The sequence below is a fragment of the Gilliamella sp. B3464 genome, from assembly GCF_026536145.1.
Taxonomy (GTDB): Bacteria; Pseudomonadota; Gammaproteobacteria; order Enterobacterales; family Orbaceae; genus Gilliamella.
On record NZ_JAFNOQ010000005.1, the window covers coordinates 36,590 to 54,236 of the forward strand.

At 33.6% G+C, this 17,647-nt stretch carries 14 protein-coding genes and 1 tRNA gene; 10 read left to right on the forward strand and 5 right to left on the reverse strand.

What is annotated here, in order from left to right; all coding sequences use genetic code 11:
* Window positions 1–80 precede the first annotated feature (80 nt).
* The 4 genes from J3U57_RS07020 (at window position 81) to J3U57_RS07035 (ending at window position 4,970) form a co-directional block, all read left to right on the forward strand.
* A complete protein-coding gene (locus J3U57_RS07020; protein WP_267344136.1) occupies window positions 81–1,757 on the forward strand; it encodes an ABC transporter ATP-binding protein/permease in 1,677 nt (558 codons plus the stop codon).
* Window positions 1,758–1,813: 56 nt separating this feature from the next.
* Window positions 1,814–2,332: a HugZ family protein gene (locus J3U57_RS07025; RefSeq protein WP_267332814.1), complete on the forward strand. Its 519-nt coding sequence runs from the start codon at window positions 1,814–1,816 to the stop codon at window positions 2,330–2,332.
* Window positions 2,333–2,626: 294 nt separating this feature from the next.
* Complete coding sequence (gene gshA, locus J3U57_RS07030) at window positions 2,627–4,189, forward strand: glutamate--cysteine ligase (protein ID WP_267332815.1); 1,563 nt, start codon at window positions 2,627–2,629, stop codon at window positions 4,187–4,189.
* Window position 4,190: 1 nt separating this feature from the next.
* The gene (locus J3U57_RS07035) at window positions 4,191–4,970 is read left to right on the forward strand and encodes an endonuclease/exonuclease/phosphatase family protein (RefSeq protein WP_267344135.1); all 780 of its coding nucleotides are present in this window, start codon (window positions 4,191–4,193) and stop codon (window positions 4,968–4,970) included.
* Here the strand turns inward: J3U57_RS07035 and J3U57_RS07040 are convergent.
* The 3 genes from J3U57_RS07040 to rnhA form a co-directional block, all read right to left on the reverse strand.
* Entirely contained in the window at window positions 4,951–6,210 is a 1,260-nt protein-coding gene (locus J3U57_RS07040; RefSeq protein WP_267332817.1) for a transglycosylase SLT domain-containing protein, read from the reverse strand. The genes J3U57_RS07035 and J3U57_RS07040 overlap by 20 nt on opposite strands.
* Before the next feature lie 42 nt (window positions 6,211–6,252).
* Window positions 6,253–6,981, reverse strand: coding sequence for a hydroxyacylglutathione hydrolase (gloB, locus tag J3U57_RS07045; RefSeq protein ID WP_267344134.1), 729 nt, complete (start codon window positions 6,979–6,981; stop codon window positions 6,253–6,255).
* Window positions 6,982–7,045: 64 nt separating this feature from the next.
* The gene (gene rnhA, locus J3U57_RS07050) at window positions 7,046–7,519 is read right to left on the reverse strand and encodes a ribonuclease HI (protein ID WP_267332819.1); all 474 of its coding nucleotides are present in this window, start codon (window positions 7,517–7,519) and stop codon (window positions 7,046–7,048) included.
* Between the two features lie 238 nt (window positions 7,520–7,757).
* Here rnhA and dnaQ point away from each other — a divergent pair, with 238 nt between their 5' ends.
* From dnaQ to J3U57_RS07065, 3 genes are all read left to right on the forward strand, one after another.
* Window positions 7,758–8,441 carry a DNA polymerase III subunit epsilon gene (dnaQ, locus tag J3U57_RS07055; RefSeq protein WP_416379549.1) on the forward strand — a complete coding sequence of 228 codons (684 nt, stop codon included), beginning with the start codon at window positions 7,758–7,760 and terminating at the stop codon, window positions 8,439–8,441.
* A 115-nt stretch (window positions 8,442–8,556) separates the two neighbouring features.
* Window positions 8,557–8,633, forward strand: a tRNA-Asp gene (locus tag J3U57_RS07060).
* A gap of 101 nt (window positions 8,634–8,734) precedes the next feature.
* Entirely contained in the window at window positions 8,735–9,097 is a 363-nt protein-coding gene (locus tag J3U57_RS07065) for a YbaN family protein (protein ID WP_267332821.1), read from the forward strand.
* A gap of 75 nt (window positions 9,098–9,172) precedes the next feature.
* Here J3U57_RS07065 and J3U57_RS07070 read toward each other — a convergent pair whose 3' ends face one another.
* Window positions 9,173–10,228, reverse strand: a complete 1,056-nt coding sequence (locus J3U57_RS07070; RefSeq protein WP_267344133.1) for a hypothetical protein — start codon at window positions 10,226–10,228, stop codon at window positions 9,173–9,175.
* A gap of 522 nt (window positions 10,229–10,750) precedes the next feature.
* On the opposite strand from J3U57_RS07070, the gene J3U57_RS07075 reads away from it, so the two are divergent.
* The 3 genes from J3U57_RS07075 (at window position 10,751) to J3U57_RS07085 (ending at window position 16,069) form a co-directional block, all read left to right on the forward strand.
* Window positions 10,751–13,522 (forward strand): flavocytochrome c, encoded by a 2,772-nt coding sequence (locus tag J3U57_RS07075; RefSeq protein WP_267344132.1) that lies wholly within the window; start codon window positions 10,751–10,753, stop codon window positions 13,520–13,522.
* A gap of 27 nt (window positions 13,523–13,549) precedes the next feature.
* A complete protein-coding gene (locus J3U57_RS07080) occupies window positions 13,550–14,518 on the forward strand; it encodes an FAD:protein FMN transferase (protein WP_267344131.1) in 969 nt (322 codons plus the stop codon).
* Window positions 14,519–14,608: 90 nt separating this feature from the next.
* Entirely contained in the window at window positions 14,609–16,069 is a 1,461-nt protein-coding gene (locus tag J3U57_RS07085) for a DASS family sodium-coupled anion symporter (protein WP_267344130.1), read from the forward strand.
* A gap of 56 nt (window positions 16,070–16,125) precedes the next feature.
* On the opposite strand, the gene J3U57_RS07090 is transcribed toward J3U57_RS07085, so the two are convergent.
* Entirely contained in the window at window positions 16,126–17,595 is a 1,470-nt protein-coding gene (locus J3U57_RS07090) for an exopolyphosphatase (RefSeq protein WP_416379550.1), read from the reverse strand.
* Window positions 17,596–17,647: the final 52 nt, after the last annotated feature.

Consider the following 17,647-nt stretch of genomic DNA (forward strand, 5'->3'; position numbering starts at 1 on the left):
AATTTAAATCTAATTAATGATCAATTTTTGTTTAAAGAATTGATCATATTGATGAGTAATAGGCAGTATAGAGAGTAAAGATGTTGCAAACCTTAAAAAATATTTTTTTGCTCATTAAGTTATGTTGCAATACAAAACAAGGTAAGTTGGGATTTGGTTATGCATTTATTGTCATTAGCTTGAATATTATTCTAATAAAAATCAGCCTCGAAATGATAGGTTGGAATAAAAACTTCTATAATGCATTAGAAAAGTATGATATGCAGGGTGTTTTAAATCAAATAATGGTTTTTATTTTATTAACTTTTTTAGGGGCGATGACTTATCTTATTGCTGATTATTTAAAAAAAGTTTTGACTATTACTTGGCGTAATACACTTAATAATAAGATTTTAGATTATTGGATTGATAATAGAGCTTATTGGTATCTTAATAACAAACAACAAAAAATTGATAATCCAGATCAAAGGATAGCTGAAGATTGTCAGTTATTTGTTGAGAAATTAACCAATGAAGGGTTTTCATTTATTACACAGTTAATAGGACTTTTTTCTTATTTTGTCTTGTTATGGCAAATTACCGACAGTTTTGTATTATCTTTTAGTATTTGCGGTATCAATATCAGTATTTCTCATTATCTGATTTGGTTAGCGCCGTTGTATGTATTATTTTGCTCATGCCTTGCCCATTGGTTAGGAAGACCTTTAAAAAAACTCTTAGTTGAACAACAACATAAAGAAGCAAATTATCGTTTTGCTTTAACGCGGTTTCGAGAATCGAAAGAGCCTATTGTTTTATTAAAAGGTGAAAATGTTGAAAAGCAAATTTTAAATCAGTATTTCGATGAAATAAAAAACAATTGGTATCAATTAATTAAGCGTCAATTACGATTAGGTTATTTCACAAGACCTTATAATTTGACTGTACTTCAAATTCCCACTTTTTTTGCATTACCGATTTATTTGATTGGCAAAGTTAGTTTAGGTTCATTGATGCAAATTAGCAAAACTTTTAGTAATGTTGTGGTTAATTTATCTTGGTTTATTTTTAATTATAATAAATTGGCTGAACTGATTGCTTGTAGTCACCGGTTGTATCAATTTGTCAAATATACACAATCTGTTACGGAAATACATCGTCAATCCCATCAACCTGAAGATACGATAAATACTCTGCAAATTAACAATTTGATCATAAAAACTCCGCAGGGCAAAGTTTTACTTAAATGCCCAACATTTCAGCTAAACCAAGGTGAATCGGTAATTTTGTCTGGCGTATCTGGAGTGGGAAAATCGACACTGTTAAAAATATTATCTGGCATTTATCCTTATTATGAAGGAACAGTGCAATTACCCGCATCAAAAATACTCTTTTTATCTCAGACACCTTACTTTCCAATCGGTGGATTAGCGCATGCAGTTAGCTATCCCGAGCCTTTACTCGAAAAAAATTTAACACATATTAAAGCACTTTTATTAGTAGTTGGTTTTTCGTCAGAAAATATCGAAAATCAATTACTTGATTGTGATTTTAACAAACTATCTGGTGGTGAAAAGCAGCGCTTAGTAATCGCCAGAATATTGATGCAAAAACCTGATTGGATATTTATGGACGAAACAACCAATGCCCTCGATAAAAAATCAGAACAACAACTATTACAATTATTACAACGTAAGTTACCCTCAAGTAGCTTTATTATTATTTCACATACAGATGTCTCAAATTATTTTACCAATTGTTATCAATTGATTTTATAACACATGACAGTAAACATAATTTGAAGATTAAATTAAAATAAAAAAGGAGTTTTTCTATGGCTGAGTCCACAAATGATCTTGTACATAATACTTTAAATAGTTTGCATGAGTCAGTTTTAACCTTGATATTATCAACAATAAATAAAGATACTGGTATTGAAACTAGCTATTCACCTTACTTTTTTGATGGGAATGATTACTATATTCTGATCTCTAATTTGGCGCCTCATAGTCAAAATATTAAAACAAATCCTAACCTATCGTTTTTAATTATTGAGGATGAAACAAACACTAAAAACATTTATGCTCGTAGGCGTATAACATCACAAGCGACAGCTAAGATCATAGAAAGAAGTTCAGATGTGTTTGAACACATTATTGATAATTTGGCTAAGCGAGTCAGTAAAATGGTTTATATGTTGGCTGAAATGAATGATTTCAATTTATACAAAATCACACCAACAGTGGGTCGCGTTGTAATTGGTTTTGGCCGAACATTTATTTACGATCATCAAACCAAAGCGATAACGCCAGTTGATGAAAGCTATCTTGCTAATCAAAAAGCACAACAATAAAAGTAAAATCAGGGTTCAGTTTTAAAAATAGTTAAAATTGAGTAGGCTAATAAAGTCTACTCAATTTATAAACAAATAATAACGTTGCATTTTATTTTCTATCTATCAACATCTTTACATTAGCAGTTTGATTATTGGAATCGGCACTTTGTTCAATCAATGTTACCATTTTTGCCGATATAACTCTATAAAAGCTTATTTAATGATTTTAATAATATCAAAATTGCATTTAGCATAAGGCAAATTGTGTTAATATGATATTAATAAAAAATATGATTAAGGAAGCACTAAACTATGATTCCTGATGTTTCTAAAGCACTCAACTGGTTAGAAAAGCATTATACTATTTTACAAGGTATTCAACGTGGTGTTGAACGTGAAACGTTGCGTATTTTACCTGATGGTACACTATCTAAGACCCCATTTCCTAATAAAATTGGAGCTGCTTTAACTCATCCATGGATCACAACAGATTTTGCCGAATCGATGTTGGAATTTATTACGCCAGTTAATACCAACATCGATTATATGCTAACGTTTTTACGTGATTTACATCGTTACGCTAGTGTCAATATTGGTGATGAAATGATGTGGCCTTTAAGCATGCCTTGCTTTGTCGCAAATGAAGATGACATTATTTTAGCGCAATATGGTAAATCAAATGAAGGACGCTTCAAAACAACATATCGAGAAGGTTTAAAAAATCGCTATGGCGCGATGATGCAAACCATATCTGGCGTGCATTATAATTTTTCATTACCAATGGCTTTTTGGCAAGCTCGTGATGGTGTTAAAAATAGTGAAGAAGGTAAAGCGGTCATTTCTGAAGGCTATTTTAGATTAATTCGTAATTATTATCGTTTTGGTTGGGTCATTCCTTTTTTGTTTGGTGCATCACCCTCTATGTGTTCTTCTTTCATTCAAGATCCCCAAAAAGCCAAAGCGTTTATTGAACAAACCAATGGTAATTGCTATTTACCTTATGCGACCTCATTAAGATTAAGTGATATAGGCTATACCAATAATGCTCAAAAACAATTAGGTATTACTTTTAATCATCTTGAGACTTATGCCGAAGGATTAAAACGAGCAACGCAAACTAAATCCCCAGAATTTGCAAAATTAGGTATCAAAGTTGACGGTCACTACCGTCAATTAAATGATCATGTATTACAGATAGAGAATGAATTCTATGCGCCAATTCGACCAAAACGCGTGCCTAGGGCTGGTGAAACCCCATCAGATGCTTTATTACGTGGTGGAATAGAATACATTGAAGTTAGAGCCTTAGATGTAAACCCATTCTCACCGATTGGTATTACTGAGGAGCAAATTCGTTTTATTGATCTATTTTTAATATGGTGTGCCTTAGCACCCGCACCCGAAATGAGTAGCCAAGAGCTTGAATGTGCAAAATTAAACTGGAATCGTGTTGTCATAGAAGGGCGTAAACCTGGGCTTGAAATTGGTATAGGTTGTGATAGTTATCATGAGCCGCTTTCTAAAGTTGGTCATGATTTATTTAAAGACTTACTGCGTGTTGCTGATGTTTTAGATCATAAAGATGATCAACAGCAATATCGTAAAGTTTGTGAACGATTAGAATTGATGTTTGATCAGCCAGAGCTAACACTTTCAGCAAGAACATTACAGGCTATTAGTGATTTAGGTACGTCTGAATTTGGTTTAGTACTTGCAACTCAATATAAAAAACAACTTATTACCGAACCACTATCGTTATTAACCGATGGTGATTTTGTTCAGCAACGTATTTTATCTATTGAAAAACAGCAAAAGAAAGAGCAAAGTGATACATTATCATTTGATGATTATTTGAAACAAAAAATGACCGTTTAGTATGTTTAAAAATCGTGATTATACATTAAGATATCAAGGAAATAATGATGTTGAATTGATTTTACCTAATCATCATATCATCGTAAATCAACCTTTAATTGACCAAAACTCTTTTTCAGTTTTAGTTTGGAATATTTTCAAGCAAAAAAGGGCGGATTGTATTCAAATTTTGGAGCAATATGCAAAAAGTACCAAAATAATCTTATTACAAGAGGCCCAAACCACACCACAATTATTAAACTTTGTTGCAAAGCATAATAAAATAGCTGATCATGTTCCGGCTTATTGTTTAAATGATATCTATGCAGGCGTTATGACCATAACTGATAGTTTACCTACTGCCTTATTATCTTTTAAAGAGAGAGAGCCACTAATTAGAGTACCTAAGTCAGCATTAATTACCTATTACCCGATTGAGCACTCTTTAGAGCAATTATTAGTCGCCAATATACATGCTATTAATTTTAGTTTGGGGGTAAAAGTTTATCGCCAACAAATGTTCATATTGTTAAATCGTATTAAAGAACATCATGGACCGGTCATTTTGGCTGGGGATTTTAATGCGTGGAGTCGTCAACGTTTAAATCTTTTATATCATCTGATTCGTTCTATAGGATTAAAACCGGTCAATTTTTCTGTCGATATTCGAAAAACATTTATGGGCAGACCGTTAGATTTTATCTTTTATCGAGGATTACAACTTGATGCGGCTGAAATTATTAGTACAACGGCATCCGATCATAATCCTCTATTAGTGAATTTTAGATTGGGTTTGCATTAGCAAGGTTGATAGTTAAAATATCGCCTTCTTTTACACGCGAATTTTTTAACTTATTCCACTCAAGTATATCGGTAATTTTTACACGATAATTTTGTGCGATAGAGTAAAGGTTATCACCCGCTTTAACAAGGTAGGTAATTTTTTTACTGCTATTACCATTTTTACCTAAAATAGAATTAACCGTTTTATTATTTGTTGAACTATACTTAATCGTTGACGATTTCACTTCAAATGGCATTGTAGCATGCGGTACGTCTTGTAATAGTTCAGTTATTTCATTAGCAACCAGATTCTCTGCTTGTAATTTTTTAAATAAATCTTCAGCATGAACATAAGGAACTAGCAGATGGAAAGGACCATTTACCGTTTGTTGTACATACCCTGCATTATATGTCATTAAATCATTGAGTGATAACCCAGTATATTGGGCAATTTTAGCCAATGAGATATTTTTAGACATATCGATTCGAACTAAAGAATTTTCATAATTACAATCGGGTAATTTAATACCATATTGTTGATTATTTTTTACAATATCAATGATGGCTAAAATCTTAGGTACATAGTGCATGGTTTCACTAGGTAAATCTAAAGACCAATAATTGATTGGTAAACCTTTAGCTTGATTTTTTTCTATTGCTTTTCTAACTCGACCTTCACCCGCATTATAAGCAGCAAGAGTTAATAACCAATCACCATTAAATTTGCTATTAAGGTTTTGTAATAGTGATATAGCTGAATTAGTTGATGCAATCAAATCACGGCGACCATCAAAGTAATTGCTTTGCTTTAATCCATATTCTTTGGCTGTAATTGGCACAAATTGCCACAATCCCGCAGCTTGAGCAGAGGAGGTTGCCATCGGATCGTATGAACTTTCAATTAAAGGAATTAATGCCAACTCAACCGGTAAATTATTTTTACGTAATTGGTTGATAATATAGTATACATAAGGTTCAGAACGTAGTGCGATAGTTTCAAATCCTTGAGGATCACGTAATAAACGTTCTCTTTCAGCTTTAATTCGACTATTCTCTGGCACATTAACATTGATTTGCGCTAACATAAATTGCCAAGGATTTTGAGTCACTGATGAGTAATTTACACCACCACTTTTGATACTCGTTGTCATTATTGATTTAGAGTTGTGCTTTTTATAAGTGCTATTATAGCGAGCTCCGTGATTTTGACATGCACCTAAAAAAGAACATAACACAGTAAAAATTATTAACTTTTTCATTAGTTTACAAGATTTAACATGAATTTAAGTTGAGTATTATACCTAAAAATTGTCTTTTTGGCTCCTAAAAAAAGTAAACAATTCTAACTCATTGTTAAAATTGAATTTACTTTGTAAGTTTTTTTCATTACATCTCAAAAATAAATTAATTTGTCTTTCATTCAACAACGTTGAAGGTAAAGTTATTGTTTTATTTGAAATATAATTTAAATATTGCGTAATATTTTTGTCTTCCGGTACCATGTGTGTAGCAAATTTTAAATTCGATAAAGTGTACTCATGACCTGCACAAATTAATGTGTTATCAGGTAACTTTTTTAATTTATTGAGTGAATCTAACATTTGCTGGTAGTGCTGCTCGAAAACTCGTCCACATCCGGCCGAAAACAATGTATCACCACAAAAAAGATAGGGCGCACAGTAATAGGCTAAATGTCCTAAAGTATGGCCTGGTACTTTTAATATATCAAATTTAAAATCAGCAATGGTAATTGTGTGCTGATTAGATAGTGATATTAAAGGTAGATTAATTTCACTTGGCCCATAAATGGCTATATCAGTATAGTAATCTTGCAGTAATTTAACACCACCAAGGTGATCAATATGGTGATGAGTAAGTAAAATTGCAAGGGGGGAGAGTTGGTGCTGGTTTAGATAGTTAATAACAGGTTTGCCATCACCAGGATCAACGATAATCACTTGCCTATGGGCATTTTCGAGCAACCAAATATAGTTATCTGCTAATGCCGGAATAATATGCAATTGAAACATTTGACCTAACTCCTTTCAACAAAATTTATTAAATATTATCACGCTATTTTTATTGAATTAACACTTAGTCAACTGCAGATTGTTCAAATAGCGTGTCATGCATAGTTGGATTTTCAGCCATACTTTTTGCAATGACATCACAACGTTCATTTTCAATATGTCCAGCATGTCCTTTTACCCAAATCCATTCAATTTTATGCGTTTGTACTAGTGAATCTAGTCGAGTCCAAAGATCGGCATTTTTTACTGGTTTTTTATTAGCTGTTTTCCAACCGTTTTTTTTCCAAGCATGGATCCAGTTTAAAATGCCATTACGCAAATATTGACTATCGGAAAATAATTCAATTAAACAAGGTTGTTTTAGCTCTTCTAAAGCAACAATTGCTGCAAGTAATTCCATACGGTTATTTGTTGTTTTATAAAAACCTTTTGATAAGATTTTTTCTGTTTGTTTATATTTTAATATCGCGGCATAACCACCAGGACCGGGATTGCCTAAGCAAGAACCATCAGTATAAATTTCTATTTGTTTGAGCATGTTAATAATCTTTTAAAATGATATTAATTGTTAGCTATCTGCTAAAGATAAAACCAAAACGAGTGTTTGTTACTATAAATGAGTTAACCCTCTATACTATTGGGTCTCAACATTAGAAGCGTTTAGTGCTAAACTATACCATTATTTTGATCATTCCCCAATTATTGATAAACAAAAAGAGAATAACGTGATAACCAATTGTAATCGCCAAATTGTATTAGATACAGAAACCACTGGTATGAATCAAGAAGGCAATAATCATTATGAAGGACATAAGATTATTGAAATTGGTGCTGTTGAAATTGTTAATCGACGATTAACAGGAAATCATTTTCATGTCTATATTAATCCCGAACGTTTAATCGATGAAGAAGCCTTTAAAGTTCATGGTATTAGTGATGAATTTGTAAAAGACAAACCTATTTTTAAAAATATTGCTCATGATTTTATCAAGTTTATAGATGGTGCTGAGTTAGTTATTCATAATGCTTCGTTTGATGTCGGCTTTATGGATTACGAATTTCGCCTTTGTGGCTTAAATTTCAAAACAGCAGATCACTGTATTATTACCGATACCTTAGCAATGGCAAGACGCTTGTTTCCGGGAAAACGTAATAATTTAGATGTGCTTTGTGAACGTTATCAGATTGATAATTCTCACCGAACGCTGCACGGCGCTTTACTTGATGCCGAGATCTTAGCAGAAGTCTATCTTGCAATGACGGGGGGGCAAACCACCTTGTCATTTAGTAACGATGATCATCTTTCATCTTCCACTGATGCTAATGCTGTTAAGAAAATAGATCGTAATGGTAATCGTTTAAAAGTAATCAAAGCGTCTGATGATGAACTTGGCCAACATAAAGCTATTTTAGAAAAAATAGACAAAAAAAGTGGTGGGGCGTTATGGAACTCACAATAATGATGGTTTTATATGCAATTAAACATTAATTTGCAAATTATTATTGACGAAAATAAAATTTATCTTTAACATCACGCCTACTTTAATGTTGTTGCATTAAAGAAAGCTAAAAAGCGGAGCGGTAGTTCAGTTGGTTAGAATACCTGCCTGTCACGCAGGGGGTCGCGGGTTCGAGCCCCGTCCGTTCCGCCAATTCAATCTTGTTTTGGTCCTTATTTGTTACCTAATTATACTATATCTACTTAGTATCCATTCTATTAATCAATATTTAGTCGAAATAGAGCTATATTCTCATGTTAAAAAAATGGTTATTTATCATCGGTGGTGGCATGGCTTTTACATTAGGGACAGTTGGAATTTTTGTTCCTCTTCTACCAACAGTACCTTTTTATTTATTAACTGCCTATTTATGGCTTAATAGCTCTGATCGTCTTTATCACTATTTTACCAAAAGTCGTTATTATCAGATTTATATCCAGAAGATGCTAATTGAAAAACAAGTTACTAAATCAAGCCTGCTAAAAATGTTAATAATGGTGTTTATTGTTTTGCTAATTCCATTTATTATTTTTAATTCATTACATGTTAGAATTATCTTAGCGGTAGTCTTTTTAGCTCACCTTGTTTTTGGTTATTATTATTTTAATAAGCAGTAATAGCTAAGCGGAGTGTTTATAACAAGCAAATAAATTACAGGGCAAGTTACCCTGTAACAATATGCAAGTTAATGGTTATTTTTGCAGACTCTTTTTAATTTCGATTGCTAACAAAGGATTCCACATAGCACCAGTAGCACTCATTACTGCATCAGCTCCAACGTTTAACAACTCATTATAATGTTCACTATTGCTAACCCCACCAACGCCAATGATGCTAAATTTTAAATCCATCTGTTTACGATATTTAGCTAAACGACTCACCATATCTAAACCCGCCCAACGAATTGCATCACCACAGATTCCTCCTTCTTTTCGATTATCACCTAAAGCCGGATGACCTTTGGCATCAACTGGTTTAGCGGATAACGTGTTAATTGTACTTAAACCGTCGATAATAGAACCAACACGCGTTAATAAAGAAACAATTCTTTCATCATCAGGAAAATAAGCTAGTTTTAAGATAAGTGGGCGATCTGGTACTGCTGTTTTAATTTCATTAACGATACGTTCAACTTTATCAACATCAAAGCACAGTAATTTACTTGCCCCTTCATTTGGGCAACTCAAGTTTGCTTCGAGTATTGGTGCATTGGTTTCTCTTACTAATTTTGCAGCTAAAGCATAATCTTTTTCAATTTCACCTTGACCTTGTGTACCTTGAAAACTACCAATAACGCATTGACCCTGTCCCGCTGAATTTACCGCATCAGCCATGTCAGGCTGCCAAATATCTGGCGCAAAAGAGGGCACGCCAAAGGAGTTAGTAATCGATAAAGGTTGTTGATAATTAGTATCAGCTAAAACAGTATCAAGATTACTTGATAATTTTCCTGTAGGATGAACTGATAAAACATTTGGTAAAGGATGGCATTTATGGAATTTTGTTCTAACTGTTTTATATACACATAAATCGAATCCATAAGCAAAAGCAGCTTTAATATAATTGGCATTTAATAAAGGTCCAGCAGGCTGACCGAAAGGTAGGTTAACATTAACATTTAAGAATTTAGTTTGTTTAGTCGGCACGTGTTCTGCTTTGTCCAATTCGGCAAAAAGTCCAAAAGGTCCTTGAGCATAATTATCTTCATAACTGATGTTCGGATTATAAAAAGGGATTAAGGCGGTCATATCAGCTCCTATTTATGTGTGTTCTTAAAATCAATTTGGTTTATAATGGTTGAGGAAAATAAATTTAAGAGATGCTTAAAATAAAAAATCCTCCATAAAGGAGGATTAATAATTGTAATTAAAAAAGAATGAAGATTTAGTTTTTCGTTCTGTTTGGGTATCTGGACCACTAACATTTATACATTCCTTTTTATATGAGTTGCTTGGCATTGTAGCTGAATTAAAATAAAGCACAAGCCAAAAACAAGAAAAAATATCTAAGTAAATGAAATAGTTATAGTGTTTTTTTTGAGACAAGTAATTAAATTATATACACTACTATAACTATTTAACTGTCAAAAAAAGCAATTTCTAATTATTCTGAATAATAAGCTCTTATAAGCTATTAATAAAATTGAATAATTTTTGTCGAAAAAATGATACTGACATAACTGATCAGACCATTGTAATTGGAGAACAGTTATCAGTAATGATATTATTACCAGTAACAAATCAATTTAAGTAATTATTAGGTAACTAACGATGAGAAACGAAAATACTTTTAAACCTTTTATTTTGCCCAATGGGGTTGAATTAAAAAATCGCATAATGATGGCACCAATGACTACTTGTTCAGGTTTTCATGAAGGATCGGTAACGCATGATTTAATTCAATATTATCAAGTTAGAGCGGGTGATATTGGCACTATTATTGTTGAATGTGGTTTTGTTGATGATAAAGGTTTGGCTTTCCCAGGTGCAATTGGTTTAGATAGTGACGATAAAATTGAAGGATTAGCTAAAATAGCTGAGGCGATCAAATCTAAAGGATCGAAAGCTATTATACAGGTTTATCATGGCGGTCGAATGGTTGAACCTAAATTAATCGGTGGCCAGCTACCTGTCGGTCCGAGTGCTATTGCAGCGCCAAGACCCGGTGCCGCAACTCCAATTGAATTAACGAGTGATGAAGTTGAGCATATGATTGATAAGTTTGGTCAAGCCGTGCGGCGTGCTATTCAGGCTGGATTTGATGGTGTCGAAATCCATGGTGCCAATACTTATTTGATACAACAGTTTTATTCACCTAATTCAAATCAACGAAATGATAAATGGGGTGGAAGCCGTGATAACCGAACTAGATTTCCTTTAGCCATTTTAGATATTACTCATAGCATGGTTAAACAATACGCAAATTCTAATTTCATTATTGGTTATCGTTTTTCACCTGAAGAATTAGAAGTTCCTGGCATTCGTTTTGATGACACGATGTATCTACTTGAGAAATTGGCTGAAAAAGGATTGGATTACATTCATTTTTCAATGGGAGCAATTCTTAGACCGTCTATTGTCGATACCCAAGATCCTACGCCATTAATTCGAAAATATGTTGCAATGCGTTCTGAAACATTAGCAAAAATTCCTGTTGTAGGTGTGGGAAACGTAGTAAATCAAACCGATATCGATGCCGCGTTAGAAAACGGTTATGATTTAGTTGCAGTTGGACGAGCTTGTATTGCATATCCTGATTGGGTAAGCAGAATTGAAAAAGGTGAAAAACTTGAGCTAGTTATCAACAGTGATAAGCGAGAAGCCCTTAAAATTCCAGAACCTTTATGGCATTTCTCTTTGGTTGAAAGTTTAATTCGAGATGTTAATTTAAGTGTAAAAAAATTTAAACCAGGTGATTACCAAGAGAAAGTGAACGATGAATCATATGAATTTGTCATTAATGTAGAATTGGCCAAAGATTTTATCAAAGACATGCAATTAGTTAATGCTAATGAATTTGATAATGAAGTTATAACTCATTTTTCCGAAATTAAACATCGCATCATTGAAGCCAATAGTCCTTTTGTCGATGCTATTTCTGGCGCAACATCGCAATGTGAAGCATTTAAAAAAGCGGTAACCAAAGCTATGGCTAAATCAAATAAAGCTGCGATAGTGGCTGAAGGCGGTGATCCAAATGATAAAGCTTATGATATTGTTGTCGTTGGTAGTGGTGGAGCGGGACTTGCAGCAGCTATTCGAGCTCATGATTTAGGCGCAAATGTTGTGATTGTTGAAAAAATGTCTGTTATTGGTGGTAATACCAATAAAGCCTCAGCCGGAATGAATGCAGCAGAAACTAAGTTCCAAAAACTAAAAGGTATTGTCGATAGTAAAGAACTTTTTTATAAAGAGACGTTGATTGGCGGTAAAAACAAAAATAATCCAGAATTATTACGTTATTTTGTTGAAAATGCACCTGAGGCTATTGATTGGTTGGATGATAATGGTATTGAACTTAGTGGTATTACAACAACTGGTGGCATGAGTGTTGATCGTACCCATCGACCTGAAAGTGGGGCTGCTGTAGGGGGATTTTTGATTAGTGGTTTAGTTAAGAACATTAACAAACGAGGCATTGAAGTTTTATTAGACACGAATGTAACTGAAATTATTACCGAAAATAATAAAGTGATGGGTATTAAAGCGGTTGATGACGATGGAACTATTCAAACCATAAAAGCTAAAGCGGTGATAATTGCAACGGGTGGATTTAGTGCAAATCGTGAAATGGTCGAAAAATATCGTCCAGATCTTAAAGGATTTGTGACAACGAACCATAAAGGTGCTACCGGTTCAGGCATTATGATTTTAGAAAAACTTGGTGCAGGGACAGTGGATATGAAAGAAATTCAAATTCATCCAACTGTTGAACAAACAACATCGTATCTCATTTCGGAATCTATTCGAGGTGGCGGTGCAATTTTAGTATCACAAAATGGTGAGCGTTTTGTTAATGAATTGGATACACGAGATAAAGTGTCTGCCGAGATCATCAATTTGCCTCAACACTATGCTTATATTTTATTTGATCAAAAAGTGCGTGATGAAAACAAGTCTGTTGAAGAATACATATCGCATGATTTGGTTATTCAAGCTAGCAGCATTAATGAATTAGCGCAAAAATTATCAATTAATGTTGATTCATTAACTAAAACCATAGAACGTTATAATCAATTTGTTTCAAATCAACACGATGAAGATTTTGGACGAACAACGGGTATGCGTCATCCTATTAATACTGCGCCATTTTATGCAATAAAAATCGCACCCGGTGTGCATCATACTATGGGGGGCGTAACGATAAATACCCAAACGCAAGTATTAGATGTCGAACATCACGTTATAAAAGGTGTATTTGCTGCTGGTGAGGTTGTTGGTGGCGTACACGGAGCTAATCGAATAGGTGGTAATGCTGTTGCTGATATTATCATATTTGGTATGCAAGCTGGAAAAATAGCAACAGATTATATTCATCAGTGATTGTTTTATACTTAGGGTATATTTAGCATGGTTAATTCAAGCTATGAAAGCTATGAATATGTGCAAAATTTATTAGGCACAACGGTTTCATTAATACTTTGTGAACCTAATGAAAACGTTGCTCATAAAATATTTGAGTTAATAAAAGTGCTTGAAAGTAAGTTAACCGTTAATCGCCCTGTATCTGAGGTGATGTCTGTTAATTTGGCTGCGGGTCAACAACCTGTTAAAGTGAGTCATAGTATTTTTTCCTTAATTGCACAAGCTAAAGATGTCAGTTTAATGCCCGGTAGCTGTTTTAATATCGCTATTGGGCCATTAGTTAAGTTATGGAAAATAGGATTTAATGGCAGATTTCCACCCAGCCAACAACAAATTGATGAAAAGCGCTTATTAATCGATCCACAAGATATTGAACTCAATGTTGAAGATCAAACAGTTTTTTTGAAAAAAAAAGGCATGGAAATCGATATGGGCGCTATCGCAAAAGGCTATATTGCCGATATTGTAAAAGCCATTTTGCTACAAAATGGAATCAATCAAGCTATTATCAATTTAGGCGGCAATGTTGTGGCTTTAAATCAATCACCGGCAAATGCCGAAGGTTTTTGGCATATAGGATTAAGAAAACCTTTCTCTAACAATGATGAATTAGTCGGTTTTTTGAAGGTAATAAACAAATCTGTTGTGACATCAGGTATATATGAACGCTATTTTGTACACAAAGATACTCTCTATCATCATATTTTGGATTCTTCAACGGGGTATCCTTTGAATAACGAATTAGAAAGTATCACAATTATTTCTGATACGTCTCTTGAAGGGGATTTATTTTCAACGCTTTTATATGGATTAGGCTATGAGCGTGCTCATAAATATTTACAAAAACACCGCAATTTATCAGCAATTTTTTTATTAAAAAATAAAACGATAAAGTTAGCTAATCCCCACAATTTTGCTTTTGAATTAACGAATCATCAATATGTAATGCGTTAATGCCTTAATTGAAATGATTATTGAATGTTGAATTTAATGTTTGTTAAGAATTAGATCATGAAATTTTAAAATTAAAAAAGGAAAAATCCCATGAATACAATAAATAAGCCACCAGTAAAATGGTTACCTTTAATAATTATTGCTGCGCTATCAGCAATATTATGGTTATTTGTATCCCCCCCGCAGGGTATCAGTATAGAAGGGTGGCGAACAAGTATTATTTTTGTCGCAACCATTGCCTGCATTGTTGCTGAAATTATGCCTATTGGTGCCATTGGTTTATTGGCTATTACGGTTTTTGCAGTATTAAGACCTTCAGGGGCTATGTCTGCGGCAGAATCGATAAAAATATCGTTAAGTGAATTAAATAGTAGCCTAATTTGGCTTATTGTTATTGCCTTTATGATTGCCCGTGGATTTATTAAAACAGGACTGAGTAGACGCATTGCTTACTATCTTGTTAAAATTTTAGGTAAAAATACGCTTGGTTTAGCTTATGGTTTATCAGTAACAGATATGGCTTTAGCGCCGGCTATTCCAAGTACGACAGCTAGAGCTGGAGGCGTTATATATCCAATAGCTGAAGCGCTGGCGATTAATTTTAATTCAAACCCAAAAGATGAATCAAGAAACCGCATTGGTACTTTTTTGATGTTAACTATTAGCCATGTTAACGACATCACTTCTGCTATGTTTTTAACAGCTTTTACAGGAAATTTGTTAGCCGCTAAATTAGTGACAACGTCACTAGGTATTACTTTAGGCTGGGGGCAATGGTTTGTAGCAGCGATTGTACCTTGTTTAGTTTCGTTTGTTGTTATTCCATTAGTTATCTATTTTTTAACTAACCCTGAACTGAAAAAAACGCCAGAAGCGCCGACTTTGGCTGTTGAAGAACTAAAAAAAATGGGGACGGTTTCAAGAAAAGAAATTATCATGGGCTGCACTGTCATATTATTATTATGCCTTTGGATTTTTGGCAGTAATTTTGGTATTGACTCAACAACCACTGCATTTATCGGCTTGTCTATTTTGATTTTATCCGGTGTTCTCAGTTGGGATGATATAAAAGGAGAGAAAGCAGCATGGGATACTTTAATTTGGTTTGCTGCATTATTGATGATGGCCGGCCAAGTTAATAAACTTGGTGTAACTAAATGGTTAGGTGACACCATTGGTAATGCAGTAAAAGGTCATTTAGGTGATAGTAGCTGGGTATTTGTGATAATCATTTTATGTGTGGCTTATGTTTATCTACACTACTTTTTTGCAAGTGGAAATGCACATATTGCAGCCTTATTCCCTGTTTTTCTGTCAGTTGCTATTGCACTGGGCGTACCACAAATGATTGCCATTTTTGCTCTTGTGATTTGTACTAATTACTTTGGATCAATTACACAATTTGCTAATGCGAGAAATCCTTTACTCTTTGCTGAAGGTTTTGTGCCAGTAAAAACATGGTGGAAAGTGGGCTTTATATGTAGTGTTGTGAATTTAATTATTGTCTTTACCATCGGTATTTTATGGTGGAAGATCATTGGATTAGGTTAATCACGTTATATTATGACCGCCAGTCATATCTGGCGGTAAGTTATAGGGTTTATCTTTTAAAACGTTTCAATGGATAAATCCCAATCATTGACTGATTTCCAATATTTTTGCTCTTGTTCTAAATCAAGCAATATAAGCTTATTATTTTCAATGAATTGTTGATCAACTTCTAAGATGATATGGGTTAGCTTATCTTTTGTAAGCTTTAAACGAAAAGCCTCTACATTAAGATCATTATTACGTTGATTATTAATTAAAATTGAAAGCCTTAAAATTTGTAACAATGAAACAATATGTTTATATTCAAAAAGGCTAAAATAGGGTAAATCATCAATATTAATTGACTTTCTGTGGTAACGTACCAGCGTTGATAAAAGTAGTTGTTGTTCTTCATTAAATCCTGGCAGATTGCTATTTTGCAGTATATAGCTTGAATGTTTATGAATTGAAGAGAAATTAATTTTTAATCCCACTTCGTGTAACTGCGCGGCCCAATATAAAATTGCTTCAACATTGGTTGGTATAATCATCAAGGCTTGCTTTTTCCATTGCGAAAATAGATGTTTGGACGTTTTTACAATTTGTTTTGCATGGCGCTCATCAATATTATAGTGTTGCGATAATGATTCTGCTGTCGTTTCTCTAATATCACGGTAATTGGGTCCATCAATTAGCTCATATAAAACACCTTCACGTAGTGCAAAAGGACAATAGTGCAATGCTTGCAATTCTAATGCATCAAAAATACCGCTAAATATTGCTAAACCACTAACAAACACTTTTTTTCGTTCATCTGAAAGAGAAGGAAAATCGATATCCTGAAAAGATTTAAATTCTAGGACATAGCTAACTAAGTCGTCCAAACGTTTTGGTGTGATAATTCCGTCGCTAACACCAATATCGAGTAATATTTTATATATACTTTTAATTGTACCGGAGGTACCAAAAGCGACACTAATATTTTGTTTTTTTATCGTATTTATAATGTTTTCAATTTGCTGCGTTGCTGCGAGTTTTGCTCGTTGAAATGAAGCTTTATCAATTATCTTATTTGGAAAAAATTGTTTAGTGTAAGTAACACATCCCATAGGACGACTGGCGACTATCGAAGGTTTAAGATCATTGCCTTTACCTATAGCGATCTCTGTCGATCCTCCGCCAATATCAATAACAAATTTAGTATCAAATTCAGAGGTGGATTCAGAACTCATGGCGCCTAAATAAATCAAACGCGCTTCTTCTTGGCCTGAGATAATTTCAACAGGATAGGGTAAAACTTTAGCGGCTGCAGTTAAAAACTTTTGTCTATTTTTAGCAATACGTAACGTATGTGTGGCAACAATTCTCACGTTTTCAACAGGAAAACCATTTAACCGCTCTGCAAATAAAGCAAGGCATTCCACACCACGACTGATACTTGATTCACTTAGCTCATTTTTATCATTTAAGCCTGTCGCTAAATGGATATTTTTTTTATTTTTATAAATAATTTGAGTTGCACCATCAATACAGCGCGCAATAACCATATGAAAACTATTTGATCCTAGGTCAAGAACCGCATATTCATTGAATTTATTC

What these genes read in the sequence shown, in the direction of transcription:
- J3U57_RS07020 (WP_267344136.1), top strand. Translation starts at nt 81, where the DNA reads ATGTTGCAAACCTTAAAAAATATTTTTTTGCTCATTAAGTTATGTTGC.
- J3U57_RS07025 (WP_267332814.1), top strand. Translation starts at nt 1,814, where the DNA reads ATGGCTGAGTCCACAAATGATCTTGTACATAATACTTTAAATAGTTTG.
- gshA (WP_267332815.1), top strand. Translation starts at nt 2,627, where the DNA reads ATGATTCCTGATGTTTCTAAAGCACTCAACTGGTTAGAAAAGCATTAT.
- J3U57_RS07035 (WP_267344135.1), top strand. Translation starts at nt 4,191, where the DNA reads ATGTTTAAAAATCGTGATTATACATTAAGATATCAAGGAAATAATGAT.
- J3U57_RS07040 (WP_267332817.1), bottom strand. Translation starts at nt 6,210, where the DNA reads ATGAAAAAGTTAATAATTTTTACTGTGTTATGTTCTTTTTTAGGTGCA.
- gloB (WP_267344134.1), bottom strand. Translation starts at nt 6,981, where the DNA reads ATGTTTCAATTGCATATTATTCCGGCATTAGCAGATAACTATATTTGG.
- rnhA (WP_267332819.1), bottom strand. Translation starts at nt 7,519, where the DNA reads ATGCTCAAACAAATAGAAATTTATACTGATGGTTCTTGCTTAGGCAAT.
- dnaQ (WP_416379549.1), top strand. Translation starts at nt 7,758, where the DNA reads ATGAATCAAGAAGGCAATAATCATTATGAAGGACATAAGATTATTGAA.
- J3U57_RS07065 (WP_267332821.1), top strand. Translation starts at nt 8,735, where the DNA reads ATGTTAAAAAAATGGTTATTTATCATCGGTGGTGGCATGGCTTTTACA.
- J3U57_RS07070 (WP_267344133.1), bottom strand. Translation starts at nt 10,228, where the DNA reads ATGACCGCCTTAATCCCTTTTTATAATCCGAACATCAGTTATGAAGAT.
- J3U57_RS07075 (WP_267344132.1), top strand. Translation starts at nt 10,751, where the DNA reads ATGAGAAACGAAAATACTTTTAAACCTTTTATTTTGCCCAATGGGGTT.
- J3U57_RS07080 (WP_267344131.1), top strand. Translation starts at nt 13,550, where the DNA reads ATGGTTAATTCAAGCTATGAAAGCTATGAATATGTGCAAAATTTATTA.
- J3U57_RS07085 (WP_267344130.1), top strand. Translation starts at nt 14,609, where the DNA reads ATGAATACAATAAATAAGCCACCAGTAAAATGGTTACCTTTAATAATT.
- J3U57_RS07090 (WP_416379550.1), bottom strand. Translation starts at nt 17,595, where the DNA reads ATGGTTATTGCGCGCTGTATTGATGGTGCAACTCAAATTATTTATAAA.